This is a genomic window from Streptomyces sp. NBC_01476 (assembly GCF_036227265.1).
Taxonomy (GTDB): Bacteria; Actinomycetota; Actinomycetes; order Streptomycetales; family Streptomycetaceae; genus Actinacidiphila.
This window is the reverse complement of the sequence record NZ_CP109446.1, coordinates 1,899,010-1,915,607: the sequence shown is the minus strand read 5'-3', so window position 1 is coordinate 1,915,607 and position 16,598 is coordinate 1,899,010. Positions and strand designations below refer to the sequence as shown.

The 16,598-nt window shown below is 71.9% G+C and carries 14 protein-coding genes and 1 pseudogene; 6 read left to right on the top strand and 9 right to left on the bottom strand.

The window, feature by feature from the left end; all coding sequences use genetic code 11:
- Positions 1 to 5: 5 nt before the first annotated feature.
- Positions 6 to 1,115, bottom strand: coding sequence for a mechanosensitive ion channel family protein (locus OG552_RS08360; RefSeq protein WP_329130809.1), 1,110 nt, complete (start codon positions 1,113 to 1,115; stop codon positions 6 to 8).
- A gap of 47 nt (positions 1,116 to 1,162) precedes the next feature.
- Here OG552_RS08360 and OG552_RS08355 point away from each other — a divergent pair, with 47 nt between their 5' ends.
- Positions 1,163 to 1,783, top strand: a complete 621-nt coding sequence (locus tag OG552_RS08355) for a dienelactone hydrolase family protein (RefSeq protein ID WP_329130807.1) — start codon at positions 1,163 to 1,165, stop codon at positions 1,781 to 1,783.
- A gap of 30 nt (positions 1,784 to 1,813) precedes the next feature.
- Here OG552_RS08355 and OG552_RS08350 read toward each other — a convergent pair whose 3' ends face one another.
- The 3 genes and pseudogenes from OG552_RS08350 to OG552_RS08340 form a co-directional block, all read right to left on the bottom strand.
- Positions 1,814 to 2,611, bottom strand: coding sequence for a thioredoxin domain-containing protein (locus OG552_RS08350; protein ID WP_329130805.1), 798 nt, complete (start codon positions 2,609 to 2,611; stop codon positions 1,814 to 1,816).
- A gap of 54 nt (positions 2,612 to 2,665) precedes the next feature.
- The gene (locus OG552_RS08345) at positions 2,666 to 3,346 is read right to left on the bottom strand and encodes a hypothetical protein (protein WP_329130803.1); all 681 of its coding nucleotides are present in this window, start codon (positions 3,344 to 3,346) and stop codon (positions 2,666 to 2,668) included.
- Between the two features lie 104 nt (positions 3,347 to 3,450).
- Positions 3,451 to 4,799: pseudogene (locus OG552_RS08340) on the bottom strand (DUF2252 domain-containing protein).
- Positions 4,800 to 4,942: 143 nt separating this feature from the next.
- On the opposite strand from OG552_RS08340, the gene OG552_RS08335 reads away from it, so the two are divergent.
- Positions 4,943 to 5,386, top strand: coding sequence for a universal stress protein (locus OG552_RS08335; RefSeq protein ID WP_329130801.1), 444 nt, complete (start codon positions 4,943 to 4,945; stop codon positions 5,384 to 5,386).
- 82 nt (positions 5,387 to 5,468) lie between these two features.
- On the opposite strand, the gene dnaE is transcribed toward OG552_RS08335, so the two are convergent.
- Together dnaE and OG552_RS08325 are read right to left on the bottom strand one after the other, a co-directional pair.
- Positions 5,469 to 9,029, bottom strand: a complete 3,561-nt coding sequence (dnaE, locus tag OG552_RS08330; RefSeq protein WP_329130799.1) for a DNA polymerase III subunit alpha — start codon at positions 9,027 to 9,029, stop codon at positions 5,469 to 5,471.
- Positions 9,030 to 9,273: 244 nt separating this feature from the next.
- Positions 9,274 to 9,450, bottom strand: coding sequence for a hypothetical protein (locus tag OG552_RS08325; RefSeq protein ID WP_329130797.1), 177 nt, complete (start codon positions 9,448 to 9,450; stop codon positions 9,274 to 9,276).
- A 268-nt stretch (positions 9,451 to 9,718) separates the two neighbouring features.
- Here OG552_RS08325 and OG552_RS08320 point away from each other — a divergent pair, with 268 nt between their 5' ends.
- The 4 genes from OG552_RS08320 to OG552_RS08305 all read left to right on the top strand — a co-directional run bounded on the left by OG552_RS08320 (position 9,719) and on the right by OG552_RS08305 (position 13,582).
- Entirely contained in the window at positions 9,719 to 10,966 is a 1,248-nt protein-coding gene (locus OG552_RS08320; protein WP_329130795.1) for an NYN domain-containing protein, read from the top strand.
- Positions 10,967 to 11,080: 114 nt separating this feature from the next.
- A complete protein-coding gene (locus tag OG552_RS08315; protein WP_329130793.1) occupies positions 11,081 to 12,124 on the top strand; it encodes an ABC transporter ATP-binding protein in 1,044 nt (347 codons plus the stop codon).
- Positions 12,121 to 12,939, top strand: coding sequence for an ABC transporter permease (locus OG552_RS08310; RefSeq protein WP_443070889.1), 819 nt, complete (start codon positions 12,121 to 12,123; stop codon positions 12,937 to 12,939). The genes OG552_RS08315 and OG552_RS08310 overlap by 4 nt, the downstream gene beginning before the upstream one ends.
- 34 nt (positions 12,940 to 12,973) lie before the next feature.
- Positions 12,974 to 13,582: an ABC transporter permease gene (locus tag OG552_RS08305; RefSeq protein ID WP_329130791.1), complete on the top strand. Its 609-nt coding sequence runs from the start codon at positions 12,974 to 12,976 to the stop codon at positions 13,580 to 13,582.
- 77 nt (positions 13,583 to 13,659) lie between these two features.
- On the opposite strand, the gene ybaK is transcribed toward OG552_RS08305, so the two are convergent.
- The 3 genes from ybaK to OG552_RS08290 all read right to left on the bottom strand — a co-directional run bounded on the left by ybaK (position 13,660) and on the right by OG552_RS08290 (position 16,502).
- Positions 13,660 to 14,160, bottom strand: coding sequence for a Cys-tRNA(Pro) deacylase (gene ybaK / locus OG552_RS08300; RefSeq protein ID WP_329130789.1), 501 nt, complete (start codon positions 14,158 to 14,160; stop codon positions 13,660 to 13,662).
- Positions 14,160 to 14,879, bottom strand: coding sequence for an LON peptidase substrate-binding domain-containing protein (locus OG552_RS08295; RefSeq protein ID WP_329130786.1), 720 nt, complete (start codon positions 14,877 to 14,879; stop codon positions 14,160 to 14,162). Before OG552_RS08295 ends, ybaK begins: the two co-directional genes overlap by 1 nt.
- Before the next feature lie 99 nt (positions 14,880 to 14,978).
- Positions 14,979 to 16,502 (bottom strand): oxidoreductase, encoded by a 1,524-nt coding sequence (locus OG552_RS08290; protein ID WP_329140656.1) that lies wholly within the window; start codon positions 16,500 to 16,502, stop codon positions 14,979 to 14,981.
- Positions 16,503 to 16,598: the final 96 nt, after the last annotated feature.

Sequence of the window (16,598 nt, the reverse complement as noted above, 5' to 3'; positions counted from 1 at the left end):
GTGGCTCAGCGGGCGCCGGGCCCCGGTCCCAGGTCCTTGGAGTCGGGCATCGGCGCCCGGCCCCGGTCCTGGCCCTCGTCCCTGCGGCCGGGCGCCGCCGCGGTGTTGATCCGGGGCAGCGCGTACGGGTGCTCGCAGCGCAGCCAGTCGATCAGCTGCTCCCGCACGATGCAGCGCAGGTTGAAGATGTCGTCGGCGTTCTTGGCGGTGGCCAGTGCCCGTATCTGGATGGTGGTCGGTGTGGTGTCGATCACCACCAGGCCCCACGCCCTGCGGTCCCACTCGTCGGCCTGCTCCAGGATCTCCAGCAGCCGCTTGCGCATCGCGTCCACCGGTGTGGAGTGGTCCAGGTGGAAGAAGACCGTGCCGGTCATCCGCGGGTCGCCGCGCGACCAGTTCTCGAACGGCTTGCTGGTGAAGTACGAGACCGGCATGGTGATCCGGCGCTCGTCCCAGGTGCGGACGCTCAGAAAGGTCAGGGTGATCTCCTCGACCACGCCCCACTCGCCCTCCACCACCACCGTGTCGCCGATCCGCACCATGTCGCCGAAGGCGATCTGCAGCCCGGCGAAGAGGTTGGCCAGCGTGGACTGGGCGGCCACACCGGCGACGATGCCGATGATGCCCGCAGAGGCCAGCACCGAGGCGCCCACGGTCCGCATCGCCGGGAAGGTGAAGAGCATCGAGGCGACCGCGATCACCATCACCACCGCGGTGAACACCCGCTGGATCAAGGTCAGCTGGGTCCGCAGCCGGCGGATCTTCGGCACGTCGTGCGAGATGGCCGCGTACCGGGCGTAGGAGGAGTCGATGACGGCGGCGGCGACCCGGATGACCAGCCAGGCCGAGGCGCCGATCAGCACCAGGACGAGGACCTGGCCGATGTCCGCCGCGTGGGCGTCGGCGAAGTGCGCGGAGCGGTAGCCGCCGCGCAGGATCGCGCTGAGGATCACCACCTGGAGCGGTATCCCGCAGCGGCGCAGCAGGTGCCACAGCGGTGTCTCCGGGTGCCGGGCGTCCACCCGGCGCAGGGAGCGGTCCACGACCCAGCCGGCGATCAGCGAGAACGCCACGGCCACGCTGACCACGAGCACCGGGCGCAGTGCGCCGTCCATCGTCACCTCGATCCGTCGACGTCAGCGTGTGCGGCACGCGGGGGTCCGTGCCTCACGGTAAGGCACCATGGACACGTACCCGAACGGATGCGAGGAAGCCTGTGACGATCGTCCTGTTCCACTCCGCCTACGGCCTCCGGCCTGCGGTGTACGCTGCCGCCGACCGGTTGCGGGAGGCCGGACACGAGGTCCGCGTACCCGATCTCTACGACGGGCGGACCGCGGAGACGGTCGAGGACGGCCTGGCGATCCGGGACGAGATCGGCCGGGACGAACTGCTGCGCCGGGCGGTGCTCGCCGCGGCCCCGTACAGCGAGCGGGGCCTGGTCTACGCGGGCTTCTCCTTCGGCGGCTCGGTGGCGCAGAATCTCGCCCTCGGCGACGAGCGGGCCCGCGGGCTGCTGCTCCTGCACGGCACCTCGGACATGACCGACGACGCGGCCACCGGCATCCCGGTGCAGCTGCACGTCGCGGAGCCGGACCCGTTCGAGACCGAGGACTGGCTGAACGCCTGGTACCTGCGGATGCGGAAGGCGGGCGCGGACGTGGAGATCCACCGCTACCACGGCGCCGGGCACCTCTACACCGACCCCGGCCTGCCGGACTACGACGCCCAGGCCGCGAAGCGGACCTGGGCGGTGGCGCTGGACTTCCTCCGGGACCTGTGACCCGGGGTCCCGGAGGAGTCCGCGGCGCGGCTACTTGGTGAGGTTCGCCTCGAAGGCGCTCATCACGTCGGCGGACGACAGGCCGGAGACCGCGACGTCCTTGCCGTTGACCTTGATGGTCGGCGTCTGGTTCACGCCACTGGCGTCGAAGGAGCTGCTCATCGTCAGCGCCCACTTGTCGAAGGTGCCCTTGTTCACCGCGTCGGAGAACTTGGCGTTGCCCTTCAGCGCCGGCACCTTCTGGGCCAGGTCGATCAGGTGCTGGGCGTTGTTGAACTCGTCCTTCTTCTCGTCCGGGTGGACGGCCTTGGAGTAGAGCAGCGTGTGGTACTGGTTGAACGCGTCGGTGGACACGTTCAGTGCGGCGCCGAGCGCGCTCAGTGCCTTCTTCGAACCGGAACCGCCGTTGCCGGCGTCCAGGAAGGTGCCGAAGGTGTACGTGATCTTGTACTTGCCGTCCTCGGCGCCCTTCAGCACCGCGTCGCCGGCCGCCTGCTCGTAGGCAGCGCAGACCGGGCAGCGCAGGTCCTCGAACTCGGCGACGGTGTTCTTGTTCTTCGGGTCGCCGATGGTGATGGTGGTTCCGTTGGTGCCCGTGGTGTTGGCCGGCTTGACCAGCGGGTCCTTCGCCGCGGCCGACCAGTAGCTGGGCTTGTTCGCCTGGTTGACGGCGACGGCCACACCGCCCGCCACCACCAGCAGCGCGACCACGCCGCCGCCGACCATCAACTGGCGGCGGATCTTGGCGCGCTTGGCTTCCTTCTCCCGCTGGATCCGCAGCCGCTCGCGGGCGGCTTCCTTGCTGGCCTTGCTGTTCCTGTTGCTCATGGCTGAGTTCTCCGTGGGTGTACGCGTCAGAGGTGGTGCCGGTCGTGGTGCGGACTACAGCGCGACCAGGACCGGCGGACCACGGCGTACGACGGCGTGCAGCAGCGGCCGGGCGGCGAGCGGGCCCGCGGCGGCGCGGCCGGCGGCCGGGGATATCCGGCGCGGCAGCGGCGCCACCGCGGCGCGGGCCGCGGCGGCGGCGAAGAGCAGCGGGCGGAAGGCGGCGGTGGCCATCGCGCCCAGCACCCGGTGCAGCGCGGCCTCACCGCGGCCGAGCCACCAGGCCGCCAGCAGGCCGACCGTGACATGCAGAGCGAGCAGCAGCCAGGGCAGGGCCACCGACGGCACCTGCTGGGCCGCGGCGGCGCCGCCCGGCACCGACGCCAGGCCGCCGCCGACCTCGCCGCCGTGGCAGAGCACCACTTCGTGGAAGGACCGCCAGGAGCCGGTCACCGGGCCGCCGGAGGGGCCGTAACAGGACTGCCGGCCGGAGGTGAACAAGGTGTCCACCGTCAGCTCCAGCGGCACCATCAGCGCCGCGATCGACCAGAAGCCGCGTTTGCGGCCGCCGAGCAGGTACGCCAGCGCGAAGACGGCGGCGAAGGCCCCGCCGACCACGGTCAGCGGCAGCGGGGCGTGCGCCATCAGCACATGGGAGGTGGAGGAGAGGGTGACGCAGAGTGCGGCGAAGAGGGCAGCGCGCAGCGCCCTCAGCCGCGGTCGTATCTCCTCCATGGCGCAGAGTGTGCCACGGGAGGGCGTAGGTGTGGCCTAAAGGCCGGGTAACGGATGGGAACAGCGGGCCGCGACGGGCCCGGTGGGCGCCCGGTGGGTCCGGTCTACAGGCCCGGGATACGGCCGTTGCGGAAGAGGTCCACGAAGATCTGGTGGTCCGCGCGGGCCCGGGCACCGTAGGCGTGGGCGAAGTCCACCAGCGTCGCGGCGAAGGCGGCCTCGTCGTCCGGGCCGGCGCCGATCGCCTCGTCGATCGCCGTCTCGGTGGAGAAGGGGACCAGGCCGTGGCCGCTCTCGTCGTCCGCCGCCGCGTGCATGGTGGGGTGGCGCGGCCCAGGTCGGCGACCACCGCCTCGATCTGTGCCACGTCGTCCAGGTCCGACCAGTCGAGGTCCACCGCGTACGGCGACACCTCGGCGACCAGCTGCCCGGCCCCGTCCAGCTCGGTCCAGCCCAGCCACGGGTCGGCGTGCGCCTGCAGGGCCCGCTGCGAGATCGCGGTGCGGTGCCCTTCGTGCCGGAAGTAGCCGCGGATCCGCGGGTCGGTGATGTGCCGGGCCACCGCCGGGGTCTGGCCCTGCTTGAGGTGGATCACCACGTCGTTCTCCAGGGCGTCGGTGGTGCCCTCGAGCAGCAGGTTGTACGAGGGCAGGCCGGCGCTGCCGATGCCGATCCCGCGCCGGCCCACCACGTCCTTGACCCGGTGGCTGTCCGGCCGGATCAGCGAGGACCCCGGGAGCGTCTCCAGATACGCGGCGAAGGCGGCGAGCACCTTGTCGCGGGTCGCCCCGTCCAGGGTGAACGCGCCGCCGCCGGGGGAGAACCGCCGGTCGTACTCCTCGATCTCGGTGACCGCGTCCAGCAGGCCCACCCGGGTCCTGGTCCTGGCGGTGTGCAGCGCGTCCAGCAGCGGGCCGCGCGCGGTGTCCAGGGTGAGCGGCGGCATCGCCTGGCCGCCGGCCAGCAGCCGGACGCGCTCGCGGTAGGCGGTCGCGTAGACCGTCACCAGGTGCGAGATCACGTCGTCGGCGAGGGCCTTGCCGTAGCCGATCAGCGCCACGGAGGCGGCGAAGCGCTGCAGGTCCCACAGGAACGGGCCGACGAACGCCTCGTCGAAGTCGTTGGCGTTGAAGATCAGCCGGCCGTTGGCGTCGAGGTAGGTGCCGAAGTTCTCGGCGTGCAGGTCGCCGTGGATCCACACCCGGGAGGTGCGGTCGGTCAGATAGCGGCCGGCGGATCCGGTGCCGACGCCCCGCTCGGCCAGGTCGGCGTAGTACAGGCACGCGGTTCCCCGGTAGAAGGCGAAGGCCGAGGCGGCCATCTTGCGGAACTTCACCCGGAACGCGGCGGGGTCAGCGGCCAGCAGGTCGCCGAACGCGGTGTCGAACACCGAGAGGATCCACCGGCCGCGGGACGCGTCACCGGGACCGGCCGCGGTGCTTTTGGTTGTGATGTCTGCCACATCAGGGAGACTACGGCGCCGGGAGTGACGATTTTCACTCCGCAACGGGGAACTGATCGCGGCCTGCCGGAGCTTGTCCTCTACGGCAGGGCGTCCGTCCGTGAGACCCCCCTTTGGACAAGGAAGTTGATCGCATGTACAAGAACATCCTCACCGCCGTCGATGGCTCGGCCCACGGCAGCGCGGTGCTGGACGAGGTGACGTCCCTTGCCAAGCTGACCGGGGCGGCCGTGCACGTCATCCACATCCGGCCGTCGCAGATCATCGCCGGCGGGCTCACCGGCGGCACCGTCTTCACGGTCGAGGAGGCCGCCGAGGCCCAGCAGGTCGTGGACGACGCGCTGGCCCGGCTGCGGGCGGCCGGCATCACCGCCGACGGCGAGGTGGACGAGGGCCTCAAGGAGGACCTCGCCGGGATCCTCGTGGAGCGTGCCGCGGCTCTCGGCAGCGACCTGATCGCGGTCGGCCCCGGCCACTACAGCGGCATCGCCGCTCTGCTGCACACCAGCGTGAGCCGCGGCGTGGCCAAGGCCGCCCCGGTCTCCGTCCTCCTGGTCCGCAGCGGCGCCACCGTCTGACGCCCCTCGCCGGCACGCCGGCGGGTGGTTGGCAGCGCATTCCCGGCGGGCGGGGCCACTACGGCCCCGCCCGCCGGTTGTCTCACGCGACGCCGAGCCAGGCTTCGGCGCCGAAGGACCCCTTGATGTCGGAGGCGACGGAGGTGGGGTCGACGAGGAAGCCCAGTTCGTAGACGGTGGTCTTGTCGGGGCTCTTGACCTGGACGCGGACCGGGCTTTCGCCGGGGTGGGCGACCAGGATCCGCTTGAGCTCCTTGATCAGGGGCTCGCGGACCTTGTGGGCGCGGAAGGCGAGCTGGACGGGCGGCTTGCCGCCGTGCTCGGCGGAGGTGACGTCCAGTTCGACCAGTTCCGAGCCGATGATGTTCATCGTGCCGTCGCGGTCCTGGGCGCGGCCGGTGATGGAGACGACGCTGTCGGGGACGAGGGCGTGCCCGACGAGCTGGTAGGTCGCGGGGAAGAAGCAGACCTCGATGGTGGCGTCACGGTCGGTGAACTGCACGGCCGCCCAGGTGTTGCCCTGCTTGGTGATCTTCCGGTCGACGCCGCTGATCAGTCCGGCGACCTTCACCGGCCGTTCCACCCCGCTGGAGAGCAGTTCCGCCAGGGTGGTGTCCCGGTTGCGGGACAGGATGTGCTCGGTGCCGTCCAGCGGGTGGGCGGAGACATAGAGGCCGAGCATGTCCCGTTCGATGGCGAGCAGTTGCTTGCGGGGCCATTCGTTCTCCGGGATGGCGAAGTCCAGGCCGAAGGCGGGTGCGTTGTCGTCCCCGCCGCCGAGGCCGGCGAAGAGGTCGTCCTGGCCGTACGCCTCGGCCTTCTTCACCGGGATGATCGCGTCGATCGCGTCCTCGAAGACCGCCGACAGTCCCATCCGGGTGTGGTTGAGGGAGTCGAAGGCGCCGGCCTTGATCAGGGATTCCACGGCCCGCTTGTTGAGCACCGGGATGTCGACCTTGTCGAGGAAATCGGGGAACGAGGTGAACTTCCCCTTGGATTTCCGGGCCGCGATCAGCGCCTCGATGACCCCGTCGCCCACATTGCGGACCGACTTCAGTCCGAACCGCACGTCCTCGCCGACGGCGGTGAACTCCGCGACGCTGGCGTTCACATCCGGCGGCAGGACGTTGACGCCGCTCTTGCGGGCGTCCGCCAGATAGATGGCGGCCTTGTCCTTGTCGTCACCGACCGAGGTGAGCAGGGCCGCCATGTACTCGGCCGGGTAGTTGGCCTTGAGGTACGCGGTCCAGTAGGAGACCAGCCCGTAGCCGGCGGTGTGGGACTTGTTGAACGCGTACCCGGAGAACGGGAGCATGACGTCCCACAGAGCCTTGATCGACTCTTCCGAGTAGCCGTTGTCCCGCATGCCGCCATGGAACTTCTCCCACTCGGCGGCCAGCACCTCCGGCTTCTTCTTGCCCATCGCGCGGCGCAGCAGGTCCGCGCCGCCGAGGGTGTAGTTGGCCAGCTGCCGGGCGATGGCCATGATCTGCTCTTGGTAGATGAGCAGGTGGAAGGTGTTGCCGAGGATCGGCTCCAGCGCGTCCTTGAGTTCGGGGTGGATCGGCTCGATCGTCTGGCGGCCGGTCTTGCGGTGCGCGTAGTTGGTGTGCGCGTTGGCCGCCATCGGGCCCGGCCGGTACAGCGCGAGCGCCGCCGCGATGTCCTCGAACCGGCTGGGCTCCATGAGCTTGAGCAGGGTCCGCATGCCGCCGCCGTCGAGCTGGAAGACACCGAAGGTGTCACCGCGGGCGAGCAGCGCGTAGGTGTTCTTGTCGTCCAGCGGGATGTTCTCGGTGGAGAGGTCGACCCCGCGGTTCTCCCGTACGTTCTGGATCGCCTGGTCGATGACGCCCAGGTTCCGCAGACCCAGGAAGTCCATCTTGACCAGGCCCATGTTCTCACATGAGGGGTAGTCGAAGCCGGTGATCTTCGCGCCGTCCTTGCGCATGTGCAAGGGGATGCGCTCGGTCAGCCGGGTCTTGGAGAGGATCACCGCGGCCGCGTGCACACCGGTGTTGCGGATCAGCCCCTCGACGCCCTTGGCGCCGTCGACGACCTTCTTGACATCCGGCTCGTTCTGGTAGAGCTGCCGGATCTCGCCGGCCTCGCCGTACCGCGGGTGCTCGGAGTTGAAGATGCCGTCGATGGGAATGCTCTTGCCCATCACGTCGGCCGGCAGCGCCTTGGTGATCCGCTCGCCGTGCGCGAAGGGGTACCCCAGGATGCGCGAGGTGTCCTTGATCGCGTTCTTGGCCTTCAGCTTGCCGAAGGTGTTCACCATCGCGGTGTACTCGTCGCCGTACTTGTCGACGACGTAGCGGACCATCTGGTCGCGCTTGCGGTCGTCGAAGTCGAGGTCGACGTCCGGCGGGTTGATGCGCTCGGGGTTGAGGAACCGCTCGAAGAGCAGGCCGTGTTCCAGCGGGCACAGCTCGGTGATCCGGGTGGCGTACGCGACGATCGAACCGGTCGCGGAACCACGGCCGGGGCCGACCGGGATCTTGTTGTCACGGGCGTACTTGCAGATGTCGGCGACCACCAGGAAGTAACTGGAGAAGCCCATCGGGCCGATGACCGTCATCTCGGTCTCGAACCGCTCCAGCACCTCGGCCGGGATCGGGTCGCCGTACCGCATCGCCAGGCCCTTGAGGCACTCCTTCCGCAGCCACGACTCCTGGGTCTCGCCCTCGGGGACGTCAGGGAACTGCGGCATCTCGTCCTTGAGGTTGAAGACCTCGTCGTACGGCTCGATGCGCTCGGCGATCAGCAGCGTGTTGTCGCACGCCTCCGGGAGCTCCGCGAACAGCTCCCGCATCTGCTCGGCGGTCTTGAGGTAGTAACCGGTGCCGTTGAACTTGAAGCGGGCCGGGTCGTCCTTGTTCTTGCCCACGCCGATGCACAGCAGGTTGTCGTGCGCGTCGGCGTGCTCTTCCAGCACGTAGTGGGCGTCGTTCGTCGCCAGCAGCGGGATGTCCAGGTCCTTGGCCAGCCGCAGCAGGTCGCCGCGGACGTTCCGCTCCAGGTCCAGGCCGTGGTCCATCAGCTCCAGGAAGTAGTTCTCCTTGCCGAAGATGTCCTGGTAGGACGCGGCGACCTTGCGCGCTTCGTCGTACTGGTTCAGCCGCAGCCGGGTCTGGATCGCGCCCGAGGGGCAGCCGGTGGTGGCGATGATCCCGTCCGCGTGCTCGGAGATCAGCTCCATGTCCATCCGGGGCTTGCCGGACGGGAACTGCCCGGTGTAGGACGCCTCGGTCGACAGGTAGAACAGGTTCCGCAGGCCCTGGACGTTCCGCGCCCACATCGTCATGTGGGTGAACCGGCCGCCGCCGGAGACGTCCTTGCTGCCCTCGCCGTCGTCCGACATCGCCCGCTGCCCGCCGGGGCCCCAGAACTCCTGCTTGCGGTAGCGCCGGGAGGAGGGCGCCACATACGCCTCGATGCCGATGATCGGCTTCACGCCCTCGAAGCCCTTGGCGACCTGCTGGAACTCGTACGCTCCGAACATGTTGCCGTGGTCGCTCATCGCGATGGCGGGCATCTTCTGCCGGGCCACCTCGGAGAACATCGGCTTGAGCCGCTGCGCACCGTCGAGCATCGAGTATTCGGTGTGATTGTGCAGGTGAACGAAGCTTTTGGACACCGGGAGATACCTCCAGGACGAGCTCGGCGAAGCCTCCACTCTAGTCCCAGACCACCCCCCTGCGAGGCGACGCCCCGCGGTCCGCGCCGGGCGGAAAACCCGGTCGCGGCCGGCAGCGCGCGTCAACGCGGCGAACCGCGCGCGGCGTTGCGTCGGGGCGGACGCGAACGCGGGGGCGCCCTGTGAAGGGCACCCCCGCGCGAACTGTCAGCCGATCCGCAGGAGCGGCAGAGCAGTTGTGGCCTCAGTTGTGGCCGAAGCGCTGCTTCTGCTTGCGCGGCGCCTGCGTGGCGGCCGGCATCCCGTGCTGCTCCTCGGTCATCATGCCGCGCTCGGTCTCCTGCGGCTCCGCGCCCTGGCCGCCGGACCGCTGCTCGCGCTGGTCACGCTGACGGTTCTGGTTGTTCTTGTTCTTCGCCACGGTCGTGCCTTCCTGGTGTGGGGGTGTTGAGGCCGACCGGCCGTTTGCGGGCCGATGGCCGCCATCAGATTCACACGGGACGGCAAACATCGCATTTCGGGCAATTCGCTCCGGGCGTCCCGGAGTCCCCGCGGAAATCGTGACCACCGCCACGCCGAAGATCGGGTTCGAGGTCATAACGTCCGAGCATTCGGGCAGACTCGGGGGACATCGCGGGGAGAGCCCTGGGTAGGACAAAGCGCCGGGGGGCGACTGGAAGAGGTGCAACATGGACCGCTGCGTCGTCCTGGTGGACGCCGGATACCTGCTGGGCGCAGCGGCGAGTCTGCTGGCAGGTGAGCCGTCGCGTTCCCGGATCCTGGTGGATCATGCCGGCGTAGTCGCCGGCCTGCGCAAACGCGCCGAAGCGGAGACCGGACAACCCCTGCTGCGGATCTACTGGTTCGACGGCGCACCCGACCGGGTTCCGCAACCGGAACACCGCAGACTGCGGGTGATGCCCCGGGTGACGGTACGGCTCGGCGCGCTCACCCGGACGGACGGCCGCTGGGCGCAGAAGGGCGTCGACGCTGCTATGCACGCCGAACTCTCGGAACTGGCCCGTAACCGGGCCTGCTCCGACGTCGTCCTCGTCACCGGTGACGGCGATCTGCTGCCCGGCATGATGTCCGCGAAGGAACACGGTGTCGCCGTCCACCTGTGGGCCGTCCAGGCCGCCGACGGCGACTACAACCAGTCGGAGGACCTGGTCGCCGAGGCGGACGAGCGGCGGGTGCTGGACCGGGAGTGGATCACCGCCGCGATCAGGGCCCGTGACATCAGCGGGGCGTGCCCGCCGCCCGGGCCGCGCCCCGACGTCCGCCCGGAGATCGCCGCGATCCTCTCCGCGCCGCTGCCCGAGTCGGCCGGGGCGCCTCCGGAGGAGCGGCACGCCCCGCACCCCGCGCAGCCCGACCCGTCGGTGAAGAACGGCTCGGGACCCGAGGCCGGCGCCACGCCCGTCCCGCTCCCCGGCAAGGCCGGCGCCGTACCGACCCCCAAGGACCTGGCCGGCCTCGGCCGGACCCATGCCGCCGCCCCGCCGCCCCCGCAGCCCGCGCCCAGCGCCACCCTGCGCTGGTCGTCCGACAAGGGCTGGACCGACCGGGGCACCGGCACCGACCTCCCCGACACCAGCGGCCTGCCCACGCTCGCGCAGGTCACCACCGCCGAGCAGCGCTGGGCCGACCGCGAGGCCGACATCACCGCGGTCAGCGGCGACCCGTACGAGGTCGGCCAGGTCTTCGCCCGCCGCTGGATCGCCCGCGTCAACGACCTGGCCCAACTCCAGCACCTGTCCACCCACTACCCGCGCGTCCCGCACCGCATCGACGGTGAACTCCTCCGCTACGCGGCCCGCTTCGGCCTGCTGGCCCACAAGGACGACCAGATCGACGAGCACGACCGGTACGCGATCCGGGCGGGCTTCTGGCGCGAGGTCGAAGGCCGTGCGCCCGCCGAGTCCGACTCCCCGTAGGCGCTGTCCGCGGCGGGCAGCGGGGAAGAACCGGGGAAGGGGCCAGGACCAGGTGGCCGGGCACGGACGACCCGCCCGGCCGGGCCCGGCCGATTGCGCGTAGGCTCGGGCCTCGTGAGTACGGGCACGGAGGAGACGGCGCCCCCGAGGGTGGACACGGCCCGCGATGCGGTGTGCGCCGTGCGCGGCCTCGTCAGGACGTACCCGGCCGGCTCAGGGGACCGGCGCGGACGCCGCCGCAAGGCCGCCTCCGCACCCCCCGTGCTGGCGAACGACGGCATCGACCTCGACGTCCACCGCGGCGAGATCTTCGGCATCCTCGGCCCCAACGGCGCCGGCAAGACCACCCTGGTCCGCCAGCTCACCGGGCTGCTCCGCCCCGACGCCGGCTCCATCGAACTCCTCGGCCACGACCTGGTCCGCCACCCCGACCGCGCCTCCCGGCTGATCGGCTACCTCGGCCAGGAGTCCACCGCCTTCGACGAGCTGACCGTGGCGCTCGCCGCCGAGACCACCGGCCGGCTGCGCGGCCTGGACGCCGCCACCGCCAAGGCCGCCCGGGACGCCGTACTGGACGAACTCGGCCTCGGCCCGCTGGCCGGCCGCCCGCTGAAGAAGCTCTCCGGGGGCCAGCGCCGCCTCGCCTGCTTCGCCGCGGCCCTGGTCGGCGACCGCCCGGTCCTGGTGCTCGACGAACCCACCACCGGCATGGACCCGGTCGCCCGCCGCGCCGTGTGGGCCGCCGTCGACCGCCGCCGCGGCGAACACGGCACCACCGTGCTGCTCGTCACCCACAACGTCATCGAGGCCGAGACCGTCCTCGACCGTGTCGCCGTCCTCGACCAGGGCCGGGTGATCGCCTCCGACACCCCCGCCGGGCTGCGCGCGCTGGTCGCCGACGACGTACGGCTCGACCTGGTCTGGCGGTACGACGCGCCCCTGGACCTGCCCGCGGTCGCCGCGCTGCGCCCGCTCGCCGAGATCTCCGGCCGCCGCTGGATCCTGCGCCTGCCGCAGGAGCGGGCCCGCGCGGCCGTCGCCGACATCACCGGCGGCGCGGCCTTCGCCGCACTGGACGACTTCACCTTGGCGGTGCCCAGCCTGGAAGATGTCTACCTGGCCCTGGGCGGCCGGGGAAAGGGGCTGGTCAAGCAGTGACGGTCATTCTGCGGCCGGTGCCCGGACGGATCGCCGTGGCGGAGGCCGCCGCGGCTCCGCTGGCACCACGGGCACGGTTGTGGCCCGCGTTCGGGGCCGTCTACCGGGCACAGCTGTCGCGGGCCCGGGTGGCACGGATCCCGCTGCTCTTCGTGGCCACCTTCCAGTCGGTGGGGATCATGGTCATGCTGCGCGGCGTCGTGCACGCCGGCGACGGCGAGGCGGCACGGGCCGTCGTGGCCGGCTCCAGCGTGCTCGTGGTGGCCTTCGTGGCGCTCAACCTGCTCGCCCAGTACTTCGGCCAGCTCCGCGCCTCCGGCGGCCTGGACACCTATGCCACGCTTCCCGTACCGCCGGCCGCCGTGGTGCTCGGCGCCGCCGCGGCCTACGCCTCCTTCACGGTGCCCGGCACGCTGGTCACCGCGGTCACCGGCTGCGTGCTGTTCCATCTGACCTTCGTGAACCTCTGGGTGCTGCTGGTGGTGATCCCGCTCGCCGGGGCCGCGCTCTCCGGCCTCGGCGCCGCTATGGGGCTGCTCGCGCCCCGGCAGGAGATCGCCACCCTGCTCGGTCAGCTCGGCATGTCGGCGGCGCTGCTGCTCGGCGTGCTGCCCGCCTCGCACATGCCCGCGCCCATCTCCTGGGTCCGTGACCTGCTGCCGTCCACATACGGCGTGGAAGCCCTCGCCCGCACCTTCGACGGCGGCGGTACGCACTGGGCCGCGGTCGGCGCGGATCTGTCGGTGTGCGCGGCCGTCGGCGTGGTCTCGCTGGCCGTCGCCACCTGGGCCTACCGCAGGGCGGCCTGCCGGTGACGCGCCCCGCGGCCACACCTGGCACGATGGGCGGGTGACAGCACCCCTGACTCCGCACGAGCCGCCTTTCCCGCCCTACCCCGGGGGCGAGCCCGCGCCCGGCGACGCCAGGGGCGGGCGCGAGCGGTTCGTCCGCGAACTCGGCAAGGGCGCGCTGATCGCGGTCCTCGTCACGCTCGGCGGAGTCGCGCTCGGGCTGCTGTGGCTGTGGCTCTCCCCCCGGATCCCGATGGTCTCCGACGGCCAGGCGGTCTACCTCAAGGACACCGAGGGAGAAGAGGCGATCGGCGGGGACGGCACCTTCGTGCTGATCTCGGCGGGGGTCGGGATCGTCAGCGCGCTGCTGGTCTTCTGGCGGTGCCGGACCGGCGGGATCGCGGTCGTGGTGGGCCTGGCGGCCGGCGCCGCGCTCGCCGCGGTGGTGGGGTGGCGGATCGGCGTATGGCTGGGACCGCCCACCGACATCGTCGCGCACGCCAAGCAGGTCGGGCCCAAGGTGGTGTTCGACGGGCCGCTGGAACTGCGGGCGAAGAGCGCCCTGGTGGCCCTTCCGGCGGCGGCGATGCTGGCGCACCTCTGCCTGACGTCCGCCTTCGGGCCGAAGGAGCCGGCGCCCGAGGCACCGCCCGCGCACTGGGGCTGACCTCCTGCGCGCCGGGCCCACCCCCCCCGCGCCGGGCCCACCCGCCCGCGCGCCGGTTGCCGCGGCTACTGCGTCCTCTACTGCGTCTTCGCGATCGCGGCCGTCGTCGCTCCGGTGAGCGTGGTCAGGTCCGCCGGGGCCAGTTCGAGTTCGAGGCCGCGCTTTCCCGCGGAGACGAAGACCGTGGGAAAGGCCGGGGCCGAGGCGTCGACGACCGTGGGGAGCCGGCGCCGCTGGCCGAGTGGGGAGATGCCGCCGAGGACGTAGCCGGTGGTGCGCTCGGCCGCTGCGGGGTCCGCCATGGCCGCGCGCTTGCCGCCCGCCGCGGCGGCGAGGGCCTTCAGGTCGAGGGTCGCCGAGACGGGGACGACCGCCACCGTCAGAGCGCCGTCCACCTCGGCGACGAGGGTCTTGAAGACCCGCTCCGGCGCCGTGCCCAGGGCGCGTGCCGCCTCCTCGCCGTAGGAAAGACCGGCGGCGGGATCGTGCTCGTAGGCGTGCACGGTGAAGGCCACGCCCGCCTTCTCCAGGGCCACCGTGGCCGGGGTACCGCCGCCCGCGCGGCTCTTCTTGGCCATCAGTTCGCACAGGTCGGCGCGGAGGTGAGCTCCACGGCCGGCAGCGAGGGCAGCTTCTCGATCAGTGCGGTCTCGTGCCGCAGCAGGCGCAGTTCCGCGGTGAGCCGGGCCGCGGTGTCGGTCGCCTCCAGCAACTGCTGCTTCACCGGGACCTCGGCGATCACCGCGGCGGCCACCAGATACGACAGGACACTCGGGTCGGTCGGGAGCTCCTGCGCCGCCAGGGTCCGCTCCCGCGCTCCGGCCAGCCGCTTCTGGTACGTGGCGAAGACCCGCATCACCTCCGCGGTGAGCGCGCCCGCGCCGCTGCCCGGCTCGTCCGGGATCTCCTCGATCTCGGCGGTCAGATACTCGCCGGAGGTGTCCACCGAGAGCAGCCGGAAGCGTACGGTGCCGGTCGCCACCAGCTCGTACCCGCCGCCCTCGTCGTGCTCGGCGATCCCGGCGGCCTCCGCGATGCACCCGTAGCCGTACAGCGCCGTCATCGGGTCGTCGCCGAGCCCCGCCATCGGGCCGGTGGCCAGGCCCTCCTGGCCGGTGGGCGACACCTCGCGCCCGTTCTTGATCGCCACCACGCCGAACCGCCGGGGCGCGTCCTCGGGCAGCGCCAGGAGGTCGCCGACGAGCGCGCGGTACCGCTCCTCGAAGACGTTCAGCGGCAGCACCAGCCCGGGAAACAGGGCGGAACCCAGCGGGAACAGCGGAAGGCGATCGTTCACAGTGAGCCAGGGTACGGGCACGGCACCCCGGTCCGTCACCCGCGCGGCCACCTGCGGTGCTCCCGGACCGGGCAGCCGCGGCCCGCGGGGTCCCGCCGCCTACGTCCCCCTGCGCAGGAGGCGGGACGCGCCCGCCGCCGCGGTGGTGGCGAGCATCCAGCCGATGAGGGTCATGGCCGAGGCCACCCACTGGCTGACGCCGGTCTCCCGCCAGGCGTTGTCCTGGCCGAGGTCGATGACCGGCAGCAGGAGGTCGAGGGCGTAGAGGGCAGGGCTCCAGTGCGGGTGGTAGCCGCCGCTGTCGGTGGGCGGCGGGGTGCGGTGGGCGGCGAAGTAGACCGCGCCCAGCGCCCACACGACGGCCATCCAGACGGCGGCCCGGCCGGGGCGGTAGCCGTAGCCGACGGTGACGTCCTGGAGGAAGCCCCAGACCCGCCCGGCCACCGGCAGCGACTCCCGCCGGCGGCGCTGCTTGGCCAGCAGCACCTCACGCGCCTCGGCGTCCTCACCGCCGGAGCGCAGGGCCGCCGCGAGGCGCTCGTAGGGACCCGGGCTGTACTCCGGGGTGGCCGCGTGCAGCCAGTCGATCCTGGCCCGCAGCGGGAAGTCGTCCGCCGAGTCCAGTTCGTCGTAGCCGAAGCCGGAGAGATCGAGCTGCCCGGCGGCCGGCCAGCTGTCGCGCCGGTCGACCAGCTTGCCGACCCGCGCGCCGGAGAGCATCACCGGTCCTTCCGGCGGTGCCCCCGGGGTGAACCGCAGCTCCGGGGTCTGCAGCCGGCGCAGTGACACCTGCTGCTCGTCCACCAGCCGGAAGCGGGCGCGGCTGATGATCACCGCGTTGCCGACCCGCCCGTCGTCCAGCCGCAGGCCGCCCTCGCAGACGAAGTCCCGCACCTCGGCGCCGGCCGGCGGGCGGGTGTCCCCGGCGCCGCCCTCCATGGTGTTCCAGCCCGCGCTGAGGTAGAGGGTGTGCTCGATGCTGACCCGGGCGGCGTTGAGCGCGTAGCGGCCGTAGGGATTGCGCAGCAGCGACCCCCGCAGGCTCAGCCGGCCGCCGATCCGCGCGCTGCGCAGGCTGAACTCGCCGGTGACGTCGATGAGTTCGGCGTCGACGTCCTGGCCGACGGTCAGCCCGTCGGCGGCCACCGCCCGGCTGTTGCGGTCCCGCCGCACGGTCAGCTGGTTCAGCAGCAGATCGGTGCCGATCTGCGCGTCGGTCATCCGGATGCCGCCGGTCACCACGCACTGCGGCAGGTGCAGGTCGCCGGTGACCTGCAGCCGGGCCGCCTCCAGCCGGGGCAGCAGGCAGCGCACCAGCCGCATGCTGCCGGCCCGGCACTCCTGCATCAGCACCTGTTCGTCGAAGCGGCAGTCGGTCAGCTGCACGTACGGCGTGACCGTGCCGCCGGCCAGCGAGAGCCGGCCGCTGACCCGCACCCCGGTGAGCTTCAGCGCGGCCACCCGGCCGGGCGCCGCCGGGGGCGGGTCCAGCAGCAGCTGGGCCACCGTCCTGGCCCGTACGGTCCGCGCCGCGGGCCAGGCCGGCCCCTCCAGCGGATCGTCCTCCGCGGGCCGACCGGTCCGCAGATCGCACGTCCGGCCCTCCCGGAAGGCCCGCCACATCCGCTGCTCGACCGCCGTCCACTCCGGCGGCGGCGCGTGCTCACCCGACTCGGCCACCTCGACCCTCCCCGTGTCGGGGCCACACGCTAGCGCCTG

Coding starts and splice junctions, on each gene's coding strand:
- OG552_RS08345 (WP_329130803.1), bottom strand. CDS start 3,346: ATGGAGGAGATACGACCGCGGCTGAGGGCGCTGCGCGCTGCCCTCTTC.
- OG552_RS08290 (WP_329140656.1), bottom strand. CDS start 16,502: ATGTGGCGGGCCTTCCGGGAGGGCCGGACGTGCGATCTGCGGACCGGT.
- OG552_RS08350 (WP_329130805.1), bottom strand. CDS start 2,611: ATGAGCAACAGGAACAGCAAGGCCAGCAAGGAAGCCGCCCGCGAGCGG.
- OG552_RS08320 (WP_329130795.1), top strand. CDS start 9,719: ATGGACCGCTGCGTCGTCCTGGTGGACGCCGGATACCTGCTGGGCGCA.
- OG552_RS08335 (WP_329130801.1), top strand. CDS start 4,943: ATGTACAAGAACATCCTCACCGCCGTCGATGGCTCGGCCCACGGCAGC.
- OG552_RS08360 (WP_329130809.1), bottom strand. CDS start 1,115: ATGGACGGCGCACTGCGCCCGGTGCTCGTGGTCAGCGTGGCCGTGGCG.
- ybaK (WP_329130789.1), bottom strand. CDS start 14,160: ATGGCCAAGAAGAGCCGCGCGGGCGGCGGTACCCCGGCCACGGTGGCC.